The following is a 20,938-nucleotide window of genomic DNA, read 5'->3' on the forward strand; positions in this document are numbered from 1 at the left end:
GCGGGGTGGCGCCGGTGCGTCCCCTCCCCGAGCCCTCCGCACTGACCCAGCCGTTCTGGGACGCCGCGGCGCGTGGCCTGCTCCTGCACCCGCGCTGCGACGACTGCCGACAGGCGTTCTTCCCGCCCCACCTCGTCTGCCAGGCGTGCCGGTCGGCGAGCTGGTCGTGGGTGGAGAGCGCCGGGCGCGGCACGGTCTACAGCTTCACGGTCGTGCACCGCGCCCCGCAGCCCGGCTTCGACCCGCCGTACGTGCTCGCCGTCGTGGACCTCGACGAGGGCCTCGAGCTGATGACCAACCTGGTGGGCGTGGATCCCGACGACGTCCGCATCGGCCAGCGGGTGCGGGTCGCGTGGCAGTCCTTCGGCGACGTGACGCTCCCGATGTTCGCCCCCGACGAGGAGGCCCCCTGATGAACCTCGGTCACGCCGTCGCGCGTCACGCGGTCCAGCGGCCCGACGCGATCGCCTGGTTCGGCGAGGACGGCGACCTCTCCTACCGCGAGCTCCACGAGCGGACCAACCGCCTGGCCCACGTCCTCACCGACGAGCTCGGCGTCCGGGTCGGCGACCGGGTCGCGCTCTACGTCCCCAACGGCCGGACGGTCGTGGAGGTGATGGTCGCGTGCGCCAAGGTCGGTGCGGTCTACGTCGGCCTCAACTTCCGCCTCGACCGACGTGAGCTCGGGCAGGTCCTGGGCAACGCCCTCCCCGTCCTGATGATCGGGTGCGCGGAGTTCGAGGACCTTCTCGCACCGGAGTGCGCGGAGCGCGACATCGCCTACCTCGGCGCGGACACCGACGGCCCCGAGGGGTACGACGCCCGCTGCGCAGCCGCGCCCGCCGGGGACCACCCGTCCCGCTTCCAGGCCGGGTCCGAGGACGACGCGTGCATCGTCTACAGCAGCGGGACGACCGGTGTGCCGAAGGGCATCCTGTTCAGCTTCGCCGCGATGCTCCAGCACGCGACGGTCACCGCGCTGGAGTACGACATCGACCCGGACAGCCGCTACCTCGTGCAGCTGCCCCACAACTCGAGCGTCAACATCACCTTCGCCCCCTGCCTGCTCCGGGGTGCCGCCCTCGGGATGGAGGACAGCCGTGGCTTCGACCCGCGTCGGTTCGCCGCCCGCGTGCAGCGCGACGCGGTCACGCACTCGTTCCTCGTGCCGACGATGCTGTACCGGCTGCTGGAGCAGGTCGAGGACGACAGCCAGCTCGACTCCCTCGTCGTGCTGGCCTACGGCTCCTCCTCGATCCCCGCCGAGCGCGTCCGTCAGCTCGTCGACCGCTTCGGACCGAAGTTCATCCAGCTCTACGGCATGGCCGAGATCGCCTCGATCGGCACCCTGCTGCGCCGCGACGACCACGCCCGGGCGCTGGCGGGCGAGTCGGACCTGTTCGCCTCGGCGGGTCGCGCGTCGATGGGCGTCGTGGTGCGGGTCGTCGACCCGACCACGGGCGTCGACGTCGGTGTGGGGGAGCGCGGTGAGGTGATCTTCGGCGGCCCCCACGTGATGAGCTGCTACTACCGCGACGAGGAGCGCACCGGCGAGGCGCTCGTCGACGGCTGGATGCACTCCGGCGATGTCGGCCGGCTTGACGAGCGGGGCTACCTCTACATCGTCGACCGGATCAAGGACCTCGTCATCCGGGGCGGCCACAACATCGCGCCCAAGGAGGTCGAGGAGGTCCTGTTCAACCACCCGGCCGTGCTCGAGGTGGCGGTCGTCGGGCTCCCCGACCCCGAGTGGGGCGAGTCCCTCTGCGCCGCCGTCGTCCTCCGCGACGGACAGGTGGCCGACGCGGCCGAGCTCGCACGCTGGTGCACCGCGCAGGGCCTGGCCTCGATCAAGGTGCCCAGCCGGTTCGAGGTGCTCCCCGAGCTCCCGAAGAACCTCGTCGGCAAGTTCGACAAGAAGGCCATCGTCGCCCGGGTCGGGTCGTGAGCAGCTTCCCCCGGGTCGCGGTCGCCGGCGTCGGCGTGACCCGGCAGGCGCGACGGCTCGACGGCACCACCACGCTCGAGGCGTGCCTGGCGGCCGCGCAGGCGGCGCTCGCCGACGCCGGCATGACGCTTGACGAGATCGACGGCATCGCGGGTCGCTGGCCGGGCCCGGGAGGCACGGTCTTCCACCCCGGGTCCCTCGACTGGGGCAGCATGCTCGGCCGACCCCTGCGCTGGATCTCCGACACCTACCCCCAGGGCATCCCGGCGGCGCTCGAGGCCGCCGCGGCGATCGGCGCGGGACTGTGCACGAACGTGCTGGTGCTCGGCGGCCAGGCCGGCGAGCTCGGCGGCGGCTCGGTGGCGTCGTACACCCGACCCGACAACGAGTTCGTCGCGACCTGGGGCGCCTTCACCTCGGCCCAGTTCGCACTCGTGGCCCAGCGCTACCTCCACACCTACGGCGTGGAGTGGGAGCGGATCGCGCGCGTCGCGGTGGCGATCCGCAACCACGGCCATGCCAACCCCGAGGCGGTGATGCACGGTCGCGGCCCCTACACGATCGACGACGTGATGGCCGCGCCGCGGGTCGCCGAGCCCTTCGGCAGGCTCGACCTGTGCCTGGCCAACGAGGGCGCGGCCGCGATGGTGATCACCTCCGAGAACCGGGCCCGCGACCTCGACCGCCCCGTCGTGCGCATCGTGGGCGGCGGGTGCGAGTGGCACCGCCAGCAGTACGTCCAGCCTGCGCGGTACGAGGAGGTGGGGATGATCGGCGCCGACGCCGCCCGCCGCGCCTACGAGGCGTCCGGGCTCACCCACGATGACCTCGACGTGCTCGCGGTGTACGACGTGAACTCCTTCGAGGTCGTCCGCCAGCTCGAGGTGCTGGGCTTCTGCGGCCAGGGCGAGGGAGCGGACTTCCTCGACGACACCGACATCTCGCTCGGAGGCGACCTGCCGGTCAACACTGACGGTGGGCTCATGTCGCACAGCCACATCGGCTGGGGAGCCCCGACCCTGCGGATCGTCGAGGCCGTGCGCCAGCTGCGCGGCGAGGCGGGCGACCGTCAGGTGGTCGGTGCGCGCACGGCCATGGCGGGCGGGGCAGGATCGGGGGCGCAGTACTACAACCTGCTCCTCCTCCAGCGTGCTAATTCTTGACTATGATTATCCCTTTCTATAGAGTGCCGATCATCACGTTCGACAGCACGCGGTGAGAGGTGGTGGCATGACGGGCGAGGAGCGCAACAGCGCCGGACAGCGCATCGTGCTCGACCTCGGTGACGCGCACGTCGTGGCCGTCGACTCGGCCTACGACGTCGACGAGGTCAACCGGGGCCGTGACGTCGTGGTCAACGCGTCCTACTCGGGCGTGCTGCCGGCCAGGTTCCTGGCTGCGCGGGCACCGGCCGGCTCGATCGGGCTCGACTGCGGCATCGGCCCGCAGGGCGCGTCGATCGCCGGCCTGTGGTACCTCGAGGCGCGCGACCTCCCGGCCGCGACGGTCGACGTCTCGGGCGTCCTGCTCGGTGACGGCGTCGACGTCTGGACCCACGGCCGGATCTCCTTCGCCAACCAGCCGGCGCGCGACCTCGGCGTGCGCGAGGGGCAGGGCGTCGAGGAGGCGGCCCGCGCGATGCTGAGCGGCGCGGTGGTCGCGCCGGCGTCCGCCTCCGACGTGACCAACCGCCGCACGATGCTCGAGCACCCATCGGGGCGCACCGTGGTGTGCACCGACTCGATCGCCTTCGGCCTCCCCGAGGACCGCGGCACCAACGTCCTGGTCACCGCCGGCCACACCGGCCGCAGCGCGGTGCCCTACCTCGAGAAGTTCATGCCCCACGCCTTCATCTGCTCCGACGGCGGGATGGGGCGCGACCGCTCCGGAGTCGCCGCCCTCCCCGTGCTCTCCGCCCGGGGGGTGCCGGGCGCCGCGGTCGACGCGCGCACGGCCCGCATGGGCGACGCGATGAGCAGCTGGGAGACCGGGGTCATCAGTGCCGCCAACGACCTGGCCCGTGCGGCCGGGGTCACCGAAGGGATGTCGTGCCGCGAGGCAGCCGAGCTGCTGGTCGCGTGGAGCAACGACCCGTCACCGGAGTCACGAGAAGAGGAGCCCGAGCATGGCTGAGTCGACCGGCGCGCAGGCGAACGAGGACGTCCTCGTCGAGGAGCGCGCGGGGGCCACCTGGATCCGGATCAACCGGCCCGACCGGAAGAACGCCTACGACCCCGACATGTGCGCCACGATGATCGCGGCCATCAAGAAGGCGTCGGCCACCGACACCACCGCGATCGTGATCACCGGGACCGAGGACTCCTTCTGCGCGGGCGGCTTCCTGGGCAACCTGGCCGACCCCGACGTGCACGAGCTGCGCTCGATGTTCTACGGCAGCCTGGAGCTGTTCGAGCAGATCCGCACGGCGCCGCAGCCGGTCATCGCGGCCGTCAACGGCGTCGCCGCCGGCGGTGGCAACGAGCTCGTGGTCGCGTGCGACCTGGCGATCGCGGTCGAGTCGGCCTGGCTCGGCCAGACCGGGGTCAAGGTGGGCAGCGCCCCCGTCCTCGGCGGCACCAACCTGCTCGCGATCAACATCGGCGAGAAGCGCGCCAAGGAGGTGGCCTTCCTCTGCCGCCGCTATCCCGCGCGCGAGGCGCTGGAGCTCGGCTGGCTCAACGAGGTCGTGGCCGACGGCGAGCTCGAGGGAGCCGTCGACTCGATGGTGGCCGAGCTCGCCCGGATGAGCCCGCGCTACCTCGAGATCGCGAAGATCTCGTCCAACGTGTGGTGGAACGCCACGCGCGACGCCTACGCCAGCGGCCTCGGGATGCTCGTGCAGGCCATCGGCTCCAAGGACATGCGCGAAGGCGCCGCGGCCTTCATGGAGAAGCGCCGGCCCGACTTCACCAGCAGGAGCGACATCTGATGGTGCAGACCTACCGCGACCACTCCGCCACCGACGCCGACCAGGCCGAGTGGACCCTGCCGCAGGTGCTGCGCTCACGGGCAGCCCGGCTCCCCGACAAGGTCTACCTCGACGCACCCACGTGGGGCCTCGAGATGACGTACGCCGAGACCCTCGCCGCCGCCGAGCGCATCGGGTCGGGCCTCCTGCAGCGCGGGCACGCGCCGGGTGACCGGCTGCTGATCATGATGCCCAACTGCCCGGACTACATCCTCGCGTGGTTCGGGTCCTCGCTCGCCGGCATCGCCGAGGTGCCGATCAACACCGCCTACCGCGGGTCCTTCCTCGAGCACCAGGTGCGCACCGCCGGCCCGTCGGCCGCGGTCATCACACCGGAGCTCGCCGAGCGCTTCGTCGAGAGCGCCGCCGAGTGCGGGTCCATCCGTCGGTTCTACCTCGTCGGGCCCGACGACGAGGTGACCGGCGCGATCGCCGCGCTGGAGCAGGCGGGGTTCGCCGCCGAGCCGTTCGGGTCGCTGCGGGCGACCGAGGAGGTGGTCGACCTCCCGACCGCCGACTACCGCGAGCTCGCCGGCATCTTCTTCACCTCCGGCACGACCGGCCTGTCCAAGGGAGTCGCGATGTCGCACTCCCAGCTCTACTTCTTCGCCGACCAGGGCGCCTCGCTCGTCCGGCTCACCGAGGACGACGTCTACCTCTCGGTGGGACCGCTCTTCCACGGCAACGCGCAGTTCCTGGCGGCGTACCCCGCCCTCATCAAGGGGTCTCGCTTCGTGCTGCACGAGAAGTTCAGCGCGAGCCGGTGGACCGGGTGGATCCGCGACAGCGGCGCGACCGTCACCAACCTCGTCGGCGTGATGTCCGACTTCCTGTGGAAGCAGCCGGTCGGCGAGGCCGACGGCGACAACGACCTCCGCTGCGTCTGGGCCGTGCCCAACCCGTCGCGGATCGCCGACGAGTTCAAGGAGCGCTTCGGCATCGCCGAGCTCGTGGAGAACTTCGGCCTCACCGAGGTGTCGATGCCGATCCTGACGCCGTACGACGTCCCGCGCCCGCCCGGTGCGGCCGGCCTCGAGGTGTCCGACTGGTTCGAGGTCAGGCTGGTCGACCCCTTCACCGACGTGGAGGTGCCGGTCGGCGAGGTGGGGGAGCTGGTCGTGCGACCGAAGGTCCCGTGGACGATCTGCAGCGGCTACTACAACATGCCCGAGAAGTCGTTCGAGGCGATGCGCAACGGCTGGTTCCACACCGGCGACGGGCTGCGCAAGGACGAGGACGGTTGGTACTACTTCGTCGACCGGCTCAAGGACGCCATCCGCCGGCGCGGCGAGAACATCAGCTCCTACGAGGTGGAGCAGGCGATCCTCGCCCACCCGGCCGTCGCCGAGTGCGCCGTCATCGCGGTGCCCGCCGACGGGATGGGAGCGGAGGACGAGGTGATGGCCGTGGTCGTCGCCTCGGGGGGTGCCACCCTGGAGGTCGAGGACCTGTGGTCGTTCTGCGACCAGCGCATCCCTGCCTTCGCCGTCCCCCGCTTCCTCAAGGTGGTCGACCGGCTCCCGGTCACACCCTCCGGGAAGCTCCAGAAGGCGCCGCTGCGCGAGGCCGGCCGCGAGGGCGCCGTCGACCGCACCGCGCTCCAGCCGACCACATGACCACGCCCGTGACCCAGGAGGACTGACATGGACTTCTCGTTCTCCCCCGAGGAGCTGAAGATCCGCGAGCGCGCCGCCGAGGTGGCCCGCCAGGTGCGACCGCACGCCCACGAGTGGGACGAGCAGAACGTGCTCACCGACGAGCTGCGCGGCATCCTGCGCGACAGCGGCCTCGCCCGGCTGATGGTGCCGTCGGCCTACGGCGGCGAGACCGAGCGGCTCGACCCGCTCGCCATCTCCCTGGTCCGGGAGCAGCTGATGTCGGCGAGCTCGGCGGCGGACGCGCTCTTCGCCCTTCAGGGCATCGGCAGCAACGCGATCACGACCGTCGGCACCGAGGCCCAGAAGGCCGAGTGGCTGCCGCGGATCGCCAGCATGGACGCGCTCTCGGCGGTCGCGCTCACCGAGCCCCAGACCGGCAGCGACCTGCGCAGCATCACCACCACGATGACCCGCGACGGTGACGGCTACGTCATCAACGGCGCCAAGTCGTTCATCTCCAACGCTCCCTACGCCGACGTCTACGCCGTGCTCGTCCGCGAGGACGAGGCGCTCTCGCTGGTGCTCGTCCCGAGGACCAGCCCCGGCGTCTCCTTCGGCGAGACCCCCGACCTGGTCGCGCCCCACGTGATCGGTGAGGTCTTCTTCGACGGCGTCCGGGTCACCGACGCCGACCGGCTCGGCGAGCCCGGCAAGGGTCTCGAGGCCGCGCTCGGCACCCTCGCGATCTTCCGCGTCTCGGTCGGCGCGGCGGCGGTCGGGCTCGCCGAGGGCGCACTCGCCCTCGCGGTCAAGCACTCGCAGGAGCGGCAGAACAAGGGCAAGCCGCTGGCTCGCGTGCCGGCCGTGGCGGCGCTGCTGGCGGACGCCAAGATCGACCTCGAGCAGGCCCGCTGGGTCACCTACTACGCGGCCTGGTCGGCGCGTCAGGACCCGCTGAAGGCGATCTCGATGACGTCGCTGGCCAAGGTCGCCGCGACCGAGGCCGCCGACCGGGTCACCGACCGGTGCGTGCAGGTGATGGGCCGCTTCGGGCTCATCGCCGGCTCCGACATCGAGAGGTACGCCCGCGAGGCGCGGCCGATGCGGATCTACGAGGGCGCCAACGAGGTCCTCCGCCTCACCATCGCGCGCGACCTGCCGGGGGAGTACCTCCCGTGATCATCGACGCGCACACCCACGTGTGGCCCGACAAGGTCGCCCACCGCGCGCTCTCGGCCAACGGCACCGGGTTCGAGCACGTCGGCGACGGCACCCTGGCCGGGCTCCGCGCGAGCATGGCCGCCTCGGGCGTCGACCGCTCGGTCGTGCTCGGCGTGGCCAACGACGCCGACGCCGTCGAGAAGGTATGCCGGTTCAGCGCGTCGATCGCCGCTGCTGACGTCGTACCCCTGGGTGCCGTGCACGTCGACCTGCCCGTCGAGGACAACGTGCGCCACCTGCGTGAGCACGGCCTCGTCGGCATCAAGGTGCACCCGCTCTACCAGGGCTTCGGCCTCGACGACCCACGGCTCGTGGAGCGGATGGACGCGATGGACGCGGGCATGGTCGCCGTGGTCCATGTCGGGACCGGAGGCGACGGGAAGCCGGTCGCCGGCAGCACTCCCGCGCTGCTGCGCGACCTCGCGAGGGCGGTGCCGCACGTCCACGTGATCGCCTGCCACTTCGGCGGCTACCACCACCTCGACGAGGCATTCGAGGTCATCTGCGGCTCCGGGATCGTGGTCGACACCTCCTGGCCGCCCAGCCTGGGACAGGTGGACCCCGACCGGGTGCGCGACTTCATCCGGCGCCACGGCGCCGACAAGGTGGTCTTCGCCTCGGACTGGCCGACCGCCGACCCCGCCCGCGAGATCCAGGTCATCCAGGACCTCGGGCTGGGGACGGACGAGACCGAGCAGGTGCTCGGCCTGAACATGCACGGGCTGCTGGCCCCGGTCGAGGCGCGCGTCGTCGCGCAGCCCCGCTGAGCGCCCCACAGGGACACAGGAGGAACGGATGGACAACGCCGTCATCGTCGACGCCGTGCGGACCGGCACCGGCAAGGGCAAGCCCGGGGGCGGGCTGTCCGGTGTGCACGCGGTCGAGCTGCTGCGGCAGACGATCCAGGGCGTCGTGGAGCGCTCGGGCATCGATCCCGGACGTGTGGAGGACGTGATGGTCGGCTGCGTGAGCCAGGGCGGCGAGCAGGCCGCCTGCCCGGGGCGGATCGCCTGGCTCGGTGCCGGCTACCCCGCGCACGTGCCGGCCACCACCATCGACCGCCGGTGCGGCTCGAGCCAGCAGGCGGTCCACTTCGCCGCCCAGTCGATCATGGCCGGCTGCCACGACGTCGTGCTCGCCGGTGGCGTCGAGAGCATGAGTCGCGTGCCGATGGGATCGGCCCGTGCCGGCGCCGACGTGTTCGGGCCGTCGGTGCAGGAGCGCTACGCACCCGGGCTGACGGGCCAGGGCGTCGCCGCCGAGCTCGTCGCGGCGAGGTGGGGCATCACGCGCGACGAGATGGACGCCTACGCCGTCGAGTCCCACGCCCGGGCTGCCGCCGCTCGTGCAGATGGGCACTTCGCCCGCGAGATCGTGCCGGTCGACCTGATGGACGGCACCGGCGCCACCTTCGCGACCGACGAGACGATCCGTGAGGGCACCGATGCCCAGCGGCTCGCCGGGCTGCCCACCGTCTTCCGCAACGAGGCCGACGAGGCCCGCTTCCCCGAGATCGAGTGGGGCGTCACCGCCGGCAACTCCTCCCAGCTCGCCGACGGCTCGTCGGCCGTGCTGGTGACGAGCGAGCGGGCCGCGGAGCAGCTCGGCCTGCGTCCCCGCGCCCGGATCGTGTCGATGACGGTCGTCGGCGACGACCCGATCCTCATGCTGTCGGGACCGATCGCCGCGTCGCGGATGGCGCTCGAGCGGGCCGGCCTGACCATCGACGACATCGACGCGGCCGAGGTCAACGAGGCCTTCGCGTCCGTGCCGCTCGCCTGGCAGCGCGAGCTCGGGATGCCGCTCGACAGGCTCAACCCCCGCGGCGGGGCGATCGCGCTCGGCCACCCCCTCGGCGCGTCTGGGACGCGCCTCCTCACGACCCTGCTCCATCACCTCGAGGCGACCGGGGGCCGCTACGGCCTGCAGGCGATGTGCGAGGGGTCGGGCATGGCCAACGCAACGATCATCGAGAGGCTCTGAACCATGGTGGACAACGTCGCCGAGCACGTCGCCGAGCACGTCACCGAGCACGTCGCCGAGCACGTCACGCAGAAGGTCGCCGTCGTCGGCGGGGGCGTGATGGGCAACGGCATCGCCCAGCTGAGCGCGATGAGGGGTCACGACGTCCGGCTCGTCGACGTGTCGCAGGACCGGCTCGACGGCGCCCTCGCGGCGATCGGCACGAGCCTGGACCGCTTCGTGAAGTCGGGCAAGCTCGAGGCAGCTGCCCGGGCCGACGTGCTGGCCCGCATCCGCCCGACGGTCTCGATCGCCGACGCGGTCGGCGACGTCGACCTCGTCGTCGAGGCCGTGCTGGAGCGCCTCGACGTGAAGCAGGACGTGCTGACAGAGGTCGCCAAGCACGCGCCCGACGACGCGGTGCTCGGCACCAACACGTCCCAGCTCTCGATCACCGCCATCGCCTCGGTGCTCGGTGACGCCGCCCACCGGGTCGTGGGCATGCACTTCTTCAACCCGGCCGTCCTGATGCGGCTCGTCGAGCTGGTCGTCGGCCTGGAGACCTCGCCCGAGACCCTCGCCCGCGCAGAGGCGTTCGCGGCGTCGCTGGGCAAGGAGACCGTGGTGTGCCGCAAGGACAGCCCGGGCTTCCTGACCTCGCGCTTCTCCGCGATCCTCCGGATGGAGGCGCTGCACATGCTGGAGGAGGGTCTGGCCACGCCTGAGGACATCGACAAGGCCGTCAAGCTCGCCTTCAACCATCCGATGGGACCGCTCGAGCTCGGCGACTTCAACGGCCTCGACACCTACCTCGACGCACTCACCGGCCTCCACGCCGCGCACGGGGAGCGGTTCCGGCCGCCGGTCGAGCTGAAGAACATGGTCGCCGCCGGGCGTCTCGGCAGGAAGAGCGGACGCGGCTTCTACGACCACTCGGGGTCGTAGGGGCCGGGCCACCGGACACGTCGCTCGCGCACCAGGGCGAGCGTGCTCGCCGAGAGGTCCGCGACGCGCGCGATCTCCTCGAGCAGTGCCGCGTGCTCGGCGTCCCAGGCGTCGAGCGCCGATCCCTCGTCGGCCCACCAGAGCTCGGCGACGACACCGAACGCATGACGTCCCTCGACTCGCGCGTCGGCGAGGGCGGGGGAGCACATGATCCGCAGCGCGGACGTCTCCTCGACGGCGCGGCGCACGTCGTCGTCGTGCGCGGGATCGGCGGCCAGCAGCAGGAGCACCTTCCCGGGTGACCCGGCCTCGGCGAAGCCCGTCCAGGGCCGCACCAGCTCGGGAGCGACCCACGTCCGGGCGATCCTGTCGGCGTCGGCGAAACGTGGCTCGTCGACGTGTGCGCCCTCGAGGTACTGCGGGTCCTGCGCCAGGGCCAGCGCGGTGTCGAGGTCGGCGAACCACACCTCGGGGAACCCGTCGTACGCACTCTCGGTGGTGCCGCGCAGCACCACCGGCACGCGGTGGGACTGCACGTAGCGGTCGATCCGGTCGATGCGGAGCGCGTGGTCGCGGTGGACCGTGCCCCAGTGGTGCTGGAAGGCCTCGATCGTGTGGTCGGGACGGCGCGGGAGTGCGGTGCAGACCTTGATCATCGCGGGCGGTCAGCCGGCGGCGATGCAGCGGGCGACGCCGCTCTCGTCGCCGTCGGAGAACGCGGCCGCCGCGGCCTCGACCGCGGCGTCGTACTCCTCGCGGAACGCTGCGCCGTCGTTGCCGGCCTCCTCCACCTCGGCGAGCCAGGCGTCGACGACGACGTCCTGACCGTTGCTGCGGAGCGTCTCGACCTCGGCCTCGTCGAGGACCGACAGCTCGGCGCCTGCCTCGGTGAAGGCGGTGCACGCCTCGTCCTCGGCGGAACGGTTCTGCGCCTCGTACATCGCGGGTGCGTCGGCGGAGACTGCCTCGATGACGGCCTGCTGCTCCTCGCTCAACCGGTCCCAGCCCTCCTGGCTCATCGCGAGCGTCGACGCTGTCTGGGCTCCGGTGGACGCGTCCACGACGTAGTCGCTGATCTCCTCGAGCTTGAGCGAGGGGAGGGCGCCGAACTGGACGCCGTAGACCGCGTCCAGCAGGCCCCGGTCCATCGAGCCGTAGAGCTCGGTGGGGGCGAGGGCGATGACGTTGGCGCCGTTCGCGTCGAGCGCACGGCTGCCGCGATCCATGCCGCGGATCTTCAGGCCCCGGAAGTCCTCGGCCGTGGCCAGCTCGCGAGAGGAGGCGATCGCAGACGAGCCGCCGACGTTCCAGGCGAGCGGGACCAGGCCCTGGCTGGACCACTCCTCGGCCAGCGCCCCGTCCTCGTCGACGAGGGTGGACATGGCCGAGGCGATCGCGCCGACGTTGTTGGTGCCGAACGGGAGCTCGTTGACCGCGGTGAGCGGGAAGCGGCCGGGGTAGAAGGTCGGGGTCACCTGCGCGATGTCGGCACGACCGTCGCCGAGCCCCTCGACGACCTCGTCGCCGGCCAGGAGCGTCCCGTCCCAGTACTGCTCGAACTGGATGCTGCCGTCGCTGCGCTCGGTCACCTCGTCCATCCACTGCTTCCACGTCCGCGCGATGGGGTTGTTCTCGGACGTGAAGTAGGAGAAGCGCAGGGTGACGGTACCGTCCGCCGCGTCGGCATCCCCGCCAGCGCCACAGGCCGCGGTCGTGGTCAGCAGCGCAGTGCCGACGAGGGCAGCGGCGAGACGTCGGGAACGGGGGTGTCGTGCCATCTCGGGCTCCTCGAGGATGTCGGTTCGGATGAATCCGTGATAACTATTGGATTCATTCGGTGTGACGTCAAGCACTTTCGCCTCGCGGACCAGTCCGACGGCGGGCCGCCGCATCGGTGCGTCGACGCCCGCCATAGGTGCCCATGATTGGTAGGGTTCCTCAACTCTCGGAGCAGGAAGAGGAGAAGCGTCGATGAGCGTGAGTTCCAGGCCCCAGAAGACCGCGCTGATCGTGGCCAAGCGCGTCGTCGACGACATCTACCGAGGTGGCCAGACCGTCGGTGACCGCCTGCCGCCCGAGCGAGTGATGCTCGAGCACTACGGCGTCGGGCGGGGCACCCTGCGCGAGGCGCTGCGGTTCCTCGAGCTGCAGGGCGTGCTCACGCTCAAGCCGGGTCCGGGCGGTGGCCCCGTCATCGAGAAGCCCGACGCGACCTACCTCGCCAACGGCCTGGTGCTGCTCCTGCAGTTCAGCGAGTCGCCCTTCTCGATGATCGTCGAGGCGCGCGGTGACCTGGAGCCCGTGATGGCGCGCCACGCCGCGAGCCGGATGAAGAAGGACGGGCTCGAGCGACTCGGCAACTCGGTCGAGCAGATGCGGGAGAACCTGGCCAACCGCGAGATCTTCCTCGCCACCAACCGGGAGTTCCACGAGCTGATCGCGTGGGGCTCGGGCAACGCCATGTACGGCTTCCTCATCGATGCGCTCGTCGACATCGTCGACGGCACGCACATGGGTGTCGACTACCCCGAGCAGCGGCGCAAGGCGATCCTCGGCGCCCACGAGCGGATCCTCTCCGCCCTCGAGGCGCACGACGGCGACTCCTCGTTCGCGGCGATGGAGGAGCACATGGGCGAGTTCGTCCGCTACATGCAGCGGCGCTACTCCGACGTGCTGCACCAGACGGTCACCTGGGACATCCTCTGACCCGGTCCGCCGCGAGCGTCCCCCGAGGACGCGAAGGGGTTTGACACCGCTTCCGTAACCCTTATCATCATTCATATGGTCATCCGGGACGGCGCCTCAGCGGTCTCCCGTCGCGGGCCCGGTTCCGCGGCTGCGGTCGCCTACACGTGCGTGTGCCTGGCTGCTGCGACCGCGTTGGTCGTCGCGGGCCACCCCGTCCTCTCGGCGATCGTCCTCTGCGGGGCGGCCCTCCGGCTCGTCCTCGCCGACAGACTGCGGTGAACGGACGGAGCCTCCGGTCGCGCACCGACCGGGGCGGGGCGCCGTACGCACCCTCGGTCGGTCGGCGCCGCAGCTCGCTGCGGTCGGCGTCGCTCGGGCCCGCGTTCGTCGCCGGCATCGCGTACGTCGATCCCGGCAACTTCGCGACCAACACCAGCGCGGGCGCCCAGTACGGGTACCTGCTGGTGTGGGTCATCGTGGCCGCGAACCTGCTGGCCGTGCTGACGCAGTACCTCGCGGTCAAGCTCGGCATCGGGACGGGGGAGTCGCTCGCTGCGGGCTGCCGGCGCCGCTACGGGCGTGGGGTCTCGACCGGGCTGTGGATCCAGAGCCAGGCGGTGTCGGTCGCGACGGACGTCGCCGAGCTCCTCGGCGGTGCGGTGGCACTCAACCTGCTGTTCGGCGTCCCGCTCCTCCAGGGCGTCCTGCTGACCGCCGGGGTGTCGATGCTGGTGCTCCTGCTCCAGGGACGGTCGCGCGACCGGCTCTTCCAGGCCACGGTGCTGGTCATGTTCGGCGTCATCGCCGCGTGCCTGTGGTGGCTGCTGGGCCTCGTGGGCGTCGACGGACCCGGCATCGCCTCCGGACTGGTGCCGAGGCTCGAGGGCAGCGAGACCCTGCTCCTCGCCACCGCGATGCTCGGCGCCACGGTGATGCCGCACGCCATCTACCTGCACTCCGCGCTGCCCGGCCCCCGCCTTGCCGAGGTCGCGACCGACGACGAGTCGCGGGCCGTCGCCGCCCGGATGTCGCTCGTCGACGTCGCGTGCGCGATGGCCGTGGCGGGCGGCGTCAACCTCACGATGCTGCTCGTCGCCGCGCACGCGTTGGCGGGAACCGGCGTGGACTCGCTGGAGGGCGTGCACGACGGTCTCGGGGCCGCCGTCGGTGCGACCGCTGCCGCGCTCTTCGCTGTCGCGCTCCTCGCGTCAGGAGTCGCGTCGACGGCCGTGGCGACCCTGGCGGGCTCGGTGATCATGGAGGGCTTCAGCGGCAGGTTCCACTCGCTGCTGGTCCGTCGCGGCATCACGCTCGTGCCCGCCATCGGCATCCTCGCGCTGGGGGTCTCGCCGACCACGGCGATGATCCTGTCCCAGGTCGTGCTGAGCCTGGGCATCCCGTTCGCGCTGTTCCCGCTGGTGCGGCTCACCAGCGACCGCGCCGTCATGGGCGCGCTCGTCAACGGTCGCCTCCTGCGCTGGGCCGGCACCGCGATGGCCGTCCTGGTCAGCGCGCTCAACCTCGTGCTCATCGCGATCCTCGTGCTGACCTGACGTCAGCGCGCGTCCAACACACAGTGCCCAACACACAACGAAGGTGGAACACATGCAGAAGGTCGGAGTAGTCGGCTGCGGGCTCATGGGAGCCGGGATCGCGGAGGTCTGCGCACGCGCGGGCTCCGACGTGGTGGTGGTGGAGAACGACGCCCCCGCGGTCGCCGCCGGACGTGACCGGCTCGAGCGGTCGCTGGCGCGCGCCGAGGCGAAGGGGAAGGTCGACTCGGCGGCCGCGGTGATGGAGCGGATCAGCGTCGTGACCGACCTCGACGCGCTCGCCGACCGCGAGCTGGTGATCGAGGCGATCGTGGAGGACGAGGCGGTCAAGGCCGACCTCTTCCGGCTGCTCGACAAGGTCGTGCAGGCGCCCGACGCGATCCTCGCCTCGAACACCTCGTCGATCCCGATCATGAAGCTCGGCGTGGTCACCTCGCGCCCGCAGCAGGTGGTCGGCATGCACTTCTTCAACCCGGTGCCCGTGCTCCAGCTCGTCGAGATCGCCCCGAGCCTGCTGACGTCGCCGGAGACGACCAGCCGCGCGCGGAGCTTCGTCGAGGACAGCCTCCACAAGCAGGCCATCGACTGCCAGGACCGTGCCGGCTTCGTCGTCAACGCGCTGCTGGTCCCCTTCATCCTCTCGGCGATCCGGATGCTCGAGTCGGGCTTCGCCACGGCGGACGACATCGACCGCGGTCTCGTGCTGGGCGCGGCACACCCGCAGGGTCCGCTCGCGCTGGCCGACCTCATCGGGCTCGACACGACCGCTGCCGTCGCCGACTCCCTCTACGCGGAGTTCAAGGAGCCGCTGTACGCCGCTCCGCCGCTCCTGGCGCGCATGGTGGACGCGGGCCTGCTGGGCCGGAAGTCCGGGCGGGGCTTCTACACCTACGTCGACCACTGAGGAGCAGCACATGAACAACGACCGGATCGTCGTCCTCGACGGCGCCCGCACCCCGATCGGCAGCTTCGGAGGGGCCTTCAAGGACGTCCCGGGCTTCGAGCTCGGCGCGACGGCGGTGAAGGCCGCCCTCGACCGGGCAGGTGTCCCCGCCGACGACGTGGAGGAGGTCGTCATGGGCTGCATCGGCCAGGTCGGCCCCGACGCCTACAACGCGCGGCGGGTTGCCGTCGGCGCGGGCCTGCCGGCGAACGTGCCGGCGTACACCGTCAACCGGTTGTGCGGGTCGGGCCTCCAGGCCGTGTGGTCGGCCGCGATGGAGATGCGCTGGAACGACCTGGACCTCACCGTGGCGGGCGGCGACGAGTCGATGACCCGGATGCCGTTCTACGACTTCGGGGCGCGCAACGGCTACCGGCTCGGCGACCGCTCGCTCGTCGACGGCACGGTGATGATGCTGACCGACCCCTTCCACGGCATCCACATGGGCGTGACCGCGGAGAACGTCGCGGAGAAGTACGCCGTCTCCCGCACCGAGCAGGACGAGTTCGCGGTCGAGTCGCAGCGACGTGCGGCCACCCCCGAGGCGCGGGCTGCCTTCGCCGAGGAGATCGTCGAGGTCACCGTGGGAGGGCGCACGCCCCACGTCGTGTCCGAGGACGAGCACCCCAAGCCCGGGACCACGCTGGAGAAGCTCGCCGGTCTGCGACCGGCGTTCGCGAAGGACGGGACGGTCACGGCGGGCAACGCCTCCGGGATCAACGACGGTGCGGCAGCGCTGGTCCTGGCGCGCGAGCCCGTCGTCGCGGAGCGTGGCCTGCGCGGACTGGTCACCCTCGAGGCCGTGACCACCGCGGCGATGGAGCCGGAGCTGATGGGCTACGCGCCGACGCTCGCGCTCCGGTCACTGTTCGAGAAGACCGGCACGTCGCCGTCCGACATCGGCATCGTCGAGCTCAACGAGGCGTTCGCCTCCCAGGCCGTGGCGGTGATCCGCGACGCCGGGCTCGATCCGACGCAGGTCAATCCCTACGGCGGCGCCATCGCGCTCGGCCACCCGGTCGGCGCGACCGGCGCCAACCTCACGCTGCGAGTCGCTCGTGACATGGCGCGACGCGACCTCGAGCTCGGCATCGTGACGATGTGCATCGGCGGCGGCCAGGCCCTGGCGGCCCTCTTCAGGAGGTTCTGATCGTGTCCGCCCCTGTCACCTGCACCGTCGAGGCCGGCGTCGCGCGCGTCGAGCTGTCCCGTCCGGCAGCGGCCAACGCGCTGGACCTCCCGCTCGCCCGGGCGCTGCGCGAGGTCGTCGTGGCGGTCGGCGCCGACGACGCGGTGCGAGCCGTCCTGCTGACCGGTGCCGGCAAGCGCTTCTGCGCCGGCGGCGACGTCCGATCGTTCGTGGCCGCCCCTGACCCGGCGACGTACCTCCACGAGCTCGCCTCGGAGGCGGACGCTGCCGTGCAGGCACTGGAGGGACTGACCAAGCCGGTCGTCGCGGTCGTGCACGGCGCGGTCGCCGGAGCAGGACTGGCGGTGATGCTCGCCTGCGACCTCGTCGTCGCCCAGGAGGACACCAGGTTCGCCTTCGCCTATCCCGGGATCGGCCTCACCCCGGACTGCGGGGTGTCGTGGCTGCTGCCGCGCGCGATCGGCTCGCACCGTGCGCTCGGCTTCGCGCTCGGAGGCCGACCGGTGGACGCCGCGACCGCCCACGAGTGGGGCATGGTCACCGAGGTCGCGCCGGACGCTGCCGGGCGGGGACTCGAGCTCGCGCAGGCACTCGCCGACGGGCCCGCCGCGGCCCTCGGTGCGACCCGCCGGCTGCTGCGAGCAGGCTGGGACGCCGACCGGGGCGCCGCAGGTGCGACGGAGGCCGCCACGATCTCGGAGATGGTCGCCGGTGCCGAGGCGCAGGAGCTGATCGAGCAGTTCCTCAGCCGATGACGCCGGCGTTGTCCTTGGCGAGCGAGCGCGAGATGACCATCCGCTGGATCTGGTTGGTGCCCTCGAAGATCTGCATGACCTTGGCCTCGCGCATGTAGCGCTCGACCGGGAAGTCGCGGGTGTAGCCGTAGCCACCGAGCACCTGGACGGCATCGGTGGTGACCTTCATGGCGTTGTCGGTGGCGACCAGCTTGGCGACCGACGCCTCGCGGGAGAACGGCAGCCCGGCGTCGCGCAGCCGCGCGGCGTGGAGCATCGTGGCGCGGGCGGAGACGATCGCGGCCTCCATGTCGGCGAGCACGAAGGCCAGCCCCTGGTGGTCGATGATCTTCGTGCCGAAGGTCTCCCGCTCCCGGGCGTAGGCCACGGCTGCGTCGAGCGCCCCCTGGGCGAGGCCGACCGCGACGGCGGCGATGCCCAGGCGGCCGGAGTCGAGCCCGGCCAGCGCGATGCGCAGGCCCTCGCCTTCCGCTCCGAGCCGGCGGGAGGCGTCGACGCGGACGTTGTCGAAGCGCATGGTCGCCGTGGCCGAGCCGGTGAGGCCCATCTTGCGCTCCGGCGGGTCGGCGCTCAGCCCCTCGGCGGACGCCGGCACCAGGAAGCACGAGATCCCGTTGCGGTCGTCGGAGGTGCGAGCCATCACCTTGTAGAAGTCGGCGTGGCCGCCGTGGGTCGTCCAGGCCTTGGCGCCGTTGAGGACGTAGGCGTCGCCGTCGCGGCGGGCCGTCGTACGCATCGCGGCGGGGTCGGACCCGGCGTGCGGCTCGGAGAGGCAGTAGGCGCCGAGCAGGTCGCCGCTGAGCATGTCGGGCAGCCACTCGGCGCGCTGCTCGTCGGTGCCGAAGTAGGCCAGGCCGAAGCAGGACAGCGCGTGCACGGAGACCCCGACGCCGACCGAGGACCACACGGCGCCGATCTCCTCGAGGACCTGGAGGTAGACCTCGTAGGGCTGGTCGCCGCCGCCGAAGTCCTCGGGGTACGGCAGCGACAGCAGGCCGGCCTGCCCGAGCATCCGGAAGACGTCGCGGGGGAAGGTCTCGGTGGCCTCCGCCTCCGCCGACCGCGGCGCGAGCTCCTTCGTGCAGATCTCGCGGGTGAGGGCGAGCAGGTCGCGGGCCTCGTCGGTGGGCAGCTGGCGGCGAGCAGTCATGTCGCGCAGGCTACCCGCGCGGAGGCGATACCGACCGATCGGTCAGGTGCGCGGGTGGGCCCACCGGTAGAGGGCGATCAGGCCGGGCAGGAAGAGCAGCAGCAGGATCGTGCCGAAGACCCACTCGCCCGCCAGCACCAGGCCGCCGCCGACGAGGATGAACGGAGCGGTGACGAGCCCGACGAGCCAGAAGAGGAGGCGGGGGAGGACGCTGCGCTCGGGCGGACGGTGCCCCGGCACCACCGGGCGGAAGGACGTCGCGACGGGCGGCTCCAGCCCGGTCATCACGTCCTCGAGGTCGCCGTAGGTGCGCGCCGCGAGGGCACGCGACGTGCGCTCGTCGAGCTCGGGGGAGGTGATCCGACCCTCGCTGAAGGCCGCGGACAGCCGCCGGCACACCTGGTCGCGCTCGGCGTCGGAGACGAGCAGGGCGTCGTGCTGGGCGTCGGCCTGCTCCTGGAGCTGCCGCCACCGCAGGTAGGCGTCCCCGGGGCCGTGGTCGCCCGGTCCCGAGGGGGCGTCGTACGGCGTGCTCATGGGCGACAGGGTACGGCGCGGGCGGGGCCGCGAAGCCCTCTTCCACGGATCCTGCAGGGAATGGCACACCCTCCGCCGCTGTTGTCCCACGTCGATGACGACCTCCACGCCGGCCACCGGCCGCACCGACGCCCCGGACGACTCCCGGCGCGTCTCGATGCTGCTGGGACTGCTCTTCGGCCTCGCCGGCATGGGCTCCTCGAGCGCGGCCGTCGCGCTGGCGCTCCTCGGCGAGGACCTCGGGGTCAGCGCCGGGCTCGCCGCGTGGGCGATCAGCCTCTACGTGCTGATGCTCGCCGTCACCACCGCGCTCTACGGACGGATCTCCGACCTCGTCGGTGTCCGTGCCCCGCTCCTCGCCGGCCTCGTGCTGATGTCGGTCGGCGCGCTGGTCGCGGCGCTCGCGCCGACCTTCGAGGTCCTGCTGGGTGCGCGGATGCTGCAGGGCGCGGGGGCAGCGGCCGTGCCGACGCTCGGCGTCACGATCCTGTCGACCAAGTACTCCGGCGAGGTCCGCGGCTTCGCGTTCGGGCGGCTGGCCGGCGTCGCTGCCGCGGTCAGCTGCCTCGGCCCGCTCATCGGCGGCCTGGTCGAGGCGGCCTGGGGCTGGCGGGCCGTGATGGCGCTGCCCATCCTCGGCGCGCTCGTCGTACCCCTGCTCTGGCGCGCGCTGCCCACCGGCGGCAGCGGCGCGCGCCTCGACGTCGTGGGCGCGATCGTGGTGGCCCTCACCGCGGCCGGCATGGTGCTGCTCGTGCAGTCGCCGTCGGCGGGGCTGCTGGTGGCCGCGATCGGTGCGAGCCTGCTCGTGCTCGGCGTGCCGGCGGTGCGTGCGAGCGTACGCCGCCGCCCCGACGGCTTCCTCCCGGTCGAGGTGATCCGCAACGCGACCGTCGTGCGGAGCGCCGTCGCGGCCTCGGCGGTCCCGGCGGCGTGGTTCGCGATGCTGATCGCGCTGCCCGCGGTGCTGCTGGCCGAGGGCTGGGAGGCGTGGCAGGTCGGGCTGGCGATGGTGCCGAGCGCCGCCGTCGCGCTGCTGGTGCCGCAGGTCGCCGGCCCGATGCTCAGCCGCCTCGGCCCGAGCCGGTCCCTGGCGATCGCCGGGCTCGTCGCCTCGGCCGCGCTTCTGGTGGCCACCGTCGGCGCCCTGTGGGCGAGCGCGGTCGTCCTGGTCGTCGGCATCGTCCTGGTGACGTTCGCCTTCGGCCTCGGCCAGCCGGCGCTCAGCGCGGTCGTCGGCGACGCGGTGCACGAGGACGTGCGCGGCGTGGCGATGGGCGTCTCGACGCTGCTCTTCCTCATCGGCGGCAGCATCGGCTCGGCCGTGGTCGCCGGCATCAGCGGGCCGTTCGGGATGCCCGCGGCGCTGCTCGTGCTCGCCGTGCTCCCGCTGCTCGGGCTCGTGGTGCTGGCCCCGACCCTGCGCACCGAGTCGGTCGGGGCCTGAGGGCGAATCGCTACCAAAGAGGTATGGCGCCTGTCGGTGGCCCTACCTAGGCTGCGAGTCCCGTCTTCGAAGG

The 20,938-nt window shown here is 72.1% G+C and carries 21 protein-coding genes; 17 read left to right on the forward strand and 4 right to left on the reverse strand.

Annotated elements, in window-relative coordinates; translation table 11 throughout:
* Nucleotides 1-14 precede the first annotated feature (14 nt).
* The 10 genes from AC3A3L_RS20795 to AC3A3L_RS20840 all read left to right on the forward strand — a co-directional run bounded on the left by AC3A3L_RS20795 (nt 15) and on the right by AC3A3L_RS20840 (nt 10,642).
* Nucleotides 15-413, forward strand: coding sequence for a Zn-ribbon domain-containing OB-fold protein (locus AC3A3L_RS20795; protein ID WP_487641948.1), 399 nt, complete (start codon nt 15-17; stop codon nt 411-413).
* Nucleotides 413-1,948: a class I adenylate-forming enzyme family protein gene (locus AC3A3L_RS20800; RefSeq protein ID WP_487641949.1), complete on the forward strand. Its 1,536-nt coding sequence runs from the start codon at nt 413-415 to the stop codon at nt 1,946-1,948. Before AC3A3L_RS20795 ends, AC3A3L_RS20800 begins: the two co-directional genes overlap by 1 nt.
* On the forward strand, nt 1,945-3,111 hold the full coding sequence (locus tag AC3A3L_RS20805; protein WP_487641950.1) for a thiolase family protein: 1,167 nt from the start codon (nt 1,945-1,947) through the stop codon (nt 3,109-3,111). Before AC3A3L_RS20800 ends, AC3A3L_RS20805 begins: the two co-directional genes overlap by 4 nt.
* A 67-nt stretch (nt 3,112-3,178) precedes the next feature.
* Nucleotides 3,179-4,081 (forward strand): hypothetical protein, encoded by a 903-nt coding sequence (locus AC3A3L_RS20810; protein ID WP_487641951.1) that lies wholly within the window; start codon nt 3,179-3,181, stop codon nt 4,079-4,081.
* The gene (locus AC3A3L_RS20815; RefSeq protein WP_487641952.1) at nt 4,074-4,877 is read left to right on the forward strand and encodes an enoyl-CoA hydratase/isomerase family protein; all 804 of its coding nucleotides are present in this window, start codon (nt 4,074-4,076) and stop codon (nt 4,875-4,877) included. Before AC3A3L_RS20810 ends, AC3A3L_RS20815 begins: the two co-directional genes overlap by 8 nt.
* Nucleotides 4,877-6,532 carry an AMP-binding protein gene (locus AC3A3L_RS20820; RefSeq protein ID WP_487641953.1) on the forward strand — a complete coding sequence of 552 codons (1,656 nt, stop codon included), beginning with the start codon at nt 4,877-4,879 and terminating at the stop codon, nt 6,530-6,532. The genes AC3A3L_RS20815 and AC3A3L_RS20820 overlap by 1 nt, the downstream gene beginning before the upstream one ends.
* A gap of 27 nt (nt 6,533-6,559) precedes the next feature.
* Nucleotides 6,560-7,693, forward strand: a complete 1,134-nt coding sequence (locus AC3A3L_RS20825) for an acyl-CoA dehydrogenase family protein (RefSeq protein ID WP_487641954.1) — start codon at nt 6,560-6,562, stop codon at nt 7,691-7,693.
* Nucleotides 7,690-8,502, forward strand: a complete 813-nt coding sequence (locus AC3A3L_RS20830) for an amidohydrolase family protein (RefSeq protein WP_487641955.1) — start codon at nt 7,690-7,692, stop codon at nt 8,500-8,502. The genes AC3A3L_RS20825 and AC3A3L_RS20830 overlap by 4 nt, the downstream gene beginning before the upstream one ends.
* 28 nt (nt 8,503-8,530) lie before the next feature.
* Nucleotides 8,531-9,718 carry a thiolase family protein gene (locus AC3A3L_RS20835; RefSeq protein ID WP_487641956.1) on the forward strand — a complete coding sequence of 396 codons (1,188 nt, stop codon included), beginning with the start codon at nt 8,531-8,533 and terminating at the stop codon, nt 9,716-9,718.
* A gap of 3 nt (nt 9,719-9,721) precedes the next feature.
* Complete coding sequence (locus AC3A3L_RS20840) at nt 9,722-10,642, forward strand: 3-hydroxyacyl-CoA dehydrogenase family protein (RefSeq protein WP_487641957.1); 921 nt, start codon at nt 9,722-9,724, stop codon at nt 10,640-10,642.
* Here the strand turns inward: AC3A3L_RS20840 and AC3A3L_RS20845 are convergent.
* Together AC3A3L_RS20845 and dctP are read right to left on the reverse strand one after the other, a co-directional pair.
* On the reverse strand, nt 10,621-11,298 hold the full coding sequence (locus tag AC3A3L_RS20845; protein ID WP_487641958.1) for an EthD domain-containing protein: 678 nt from the start codon (nt 11,296-11,298) through the stop codon (nt 10,621-10,623). The two genes, AC3A3L_RS20840 and AC3A3L_RS20845, sit on opposite strands and share 22 nt — an antisense overlap.
* Before the next feature lie 9 nt (nt 11,299-11,307).
* Nucleotides 11,308-12,420: a TRAP transporter substrate-binding protein DctP gene (gene dctP / locus AC3A3L_RS20850; protein ID WP_487641959.1), complete on the reverse strand. Its 1,113-nt coding sequence runs from the start codon at nt 12,418-12,420 to the stop codon at nt 11,308-11,310.
* A 199-nt stretch (nt 12,421-12,619) separates the two neighbouring features.
* Here dctP and AC3A3L_RS20855 point away from each other — a divergent pair, with 199 nt between their 5' ends.
* From AC3A3L_RS20855 to AC3A3L_RS20880, 6 genes are all read left to right on the forward strand, one after another.
* Nucleotides 12,620-13,348, forward strand: a complete 729-nt coding sequence (locus AC3A3L_RS20855) for a FadR/GntR family transcriptional regulator (RefSeq protein ID WP_487641960.1) — start codon at nt 12,620-12,622, stop codon at nt 13,346-13,348.
* Between the two features lie 75 nt (nt 13,349-13,423).
* Nucleotides 13,424-13,609 (forward strand): hypothetical protein, encoded by a 186-nt coding sequence (locus AC3A3L_RS20860; RefSeq protein WP_487641961.1) that lies wholly within the window; start codon nt 13,424-13,426, stop codon nt 13,607-13,609.
* The gene (locus tag AC3A3L_RS20865) at nt 13,606-14,883 is read left to right on the forward strand and encodes an Nramp family divalent metal transporter (RefSeq protein ID WP_487641962.1); all 1,278 of its coding nucleotides are present in this window, start codon (nt 13,606-13,608) and stop codon (nt 14,881-14,883) included. Before AC3A3L_RS20860 ends, AC3A3L_RS20865 begins: the two co-directional genes overlap by 4 nt.
* A gap of 52 nt (nt 14,884-14,935) precedes the next feature.
* Nucleotides 14,936-15,787, forward strand: a complete 852-nt coding sequence (locus AC3A3L_RS20870; protein WP_487641963.1) for a 3-hydroxybutyryl-CoA dehydrogenase — start codon at nt 14,936-14,938, stop codon at nt 15,785-15,787.
* 10 nt (nt 15,788-15,797) lie between these two features.
* Complete coding sequence (locus tag AC3A3L_RS20875; protein ID WP_487641964.1) at nt 15,798-16,976, forward strand: thiolase family protein; 1,179 nt, start codon at nt 15,798-15,800, stop codon at nt 16,974-16,976.
* Between the two features lie 2 nt (nt 16,977-16,978).
* Nucleotides 16,979-17,731: an enoyl-CoA hydratase/isomerase family protein gene (locus AC3A3L_RS20880; RefSeq protein ID WP_487641965.1), complete on the forward strand. Its 753-nt coding sequence runs from the start codon at nt 16,979-16,981 to the stop codon at nt 17,729-17,731.
* Here the strand turns inward: AC3A3L_RS20880 and AC3A3L_RS20885 are convergent.
* Nucleotides 17,721-18,881, reverse strand: a complete 1,161-nt coding sequence (locus tag AC3A3L_RS20885; protein ID WP_487641966.1) for an acyl-CoA dehydrogenase family protein — start codon at nt 18,879-18,881, stop codon at nt 17,721-17,723. The genes AC3A3L_RS20880 and AC3A3L_RS20885 overlap by 11 nt on opposite strands.
* 42 nt (nt 18,882-18,923) lie before the next feature.
* A complete protein-coding gene (locus tag AC3A3L_RS20890) occupies nt 18,924-19,418 on the reverse strand; it encodes a DUF1707 SHOCT-like domain-containing protein (RefSeq protein WP_487641967.1) in 495 nt (164 codons plus the stop codon).
* A gap of 94 nt (nt 19,419-19,512) precedes the next feature.
* Between AC3A3L_RS20890 and AC3A3L_RS20895 the strand changes: the two genes are divergently transcribed.
* Complete coding sequence (locus tag AC3A3L_RS20895) at nt 19,513-20,865, forward strand: MFS transporter (RefSeq protein WP_487641968.1); 1,353 nt, start codon at nt 19,513-19,515, stop codon at nt 20,863-20,865.
* The last annotated feature ends 73 nt before the right edge of the window (nt 20,866-20,938 follow it).

The sequence above is a fragment of the Nocardioides sp. Soil_C_8 genome (assembly GCF_057656315.1).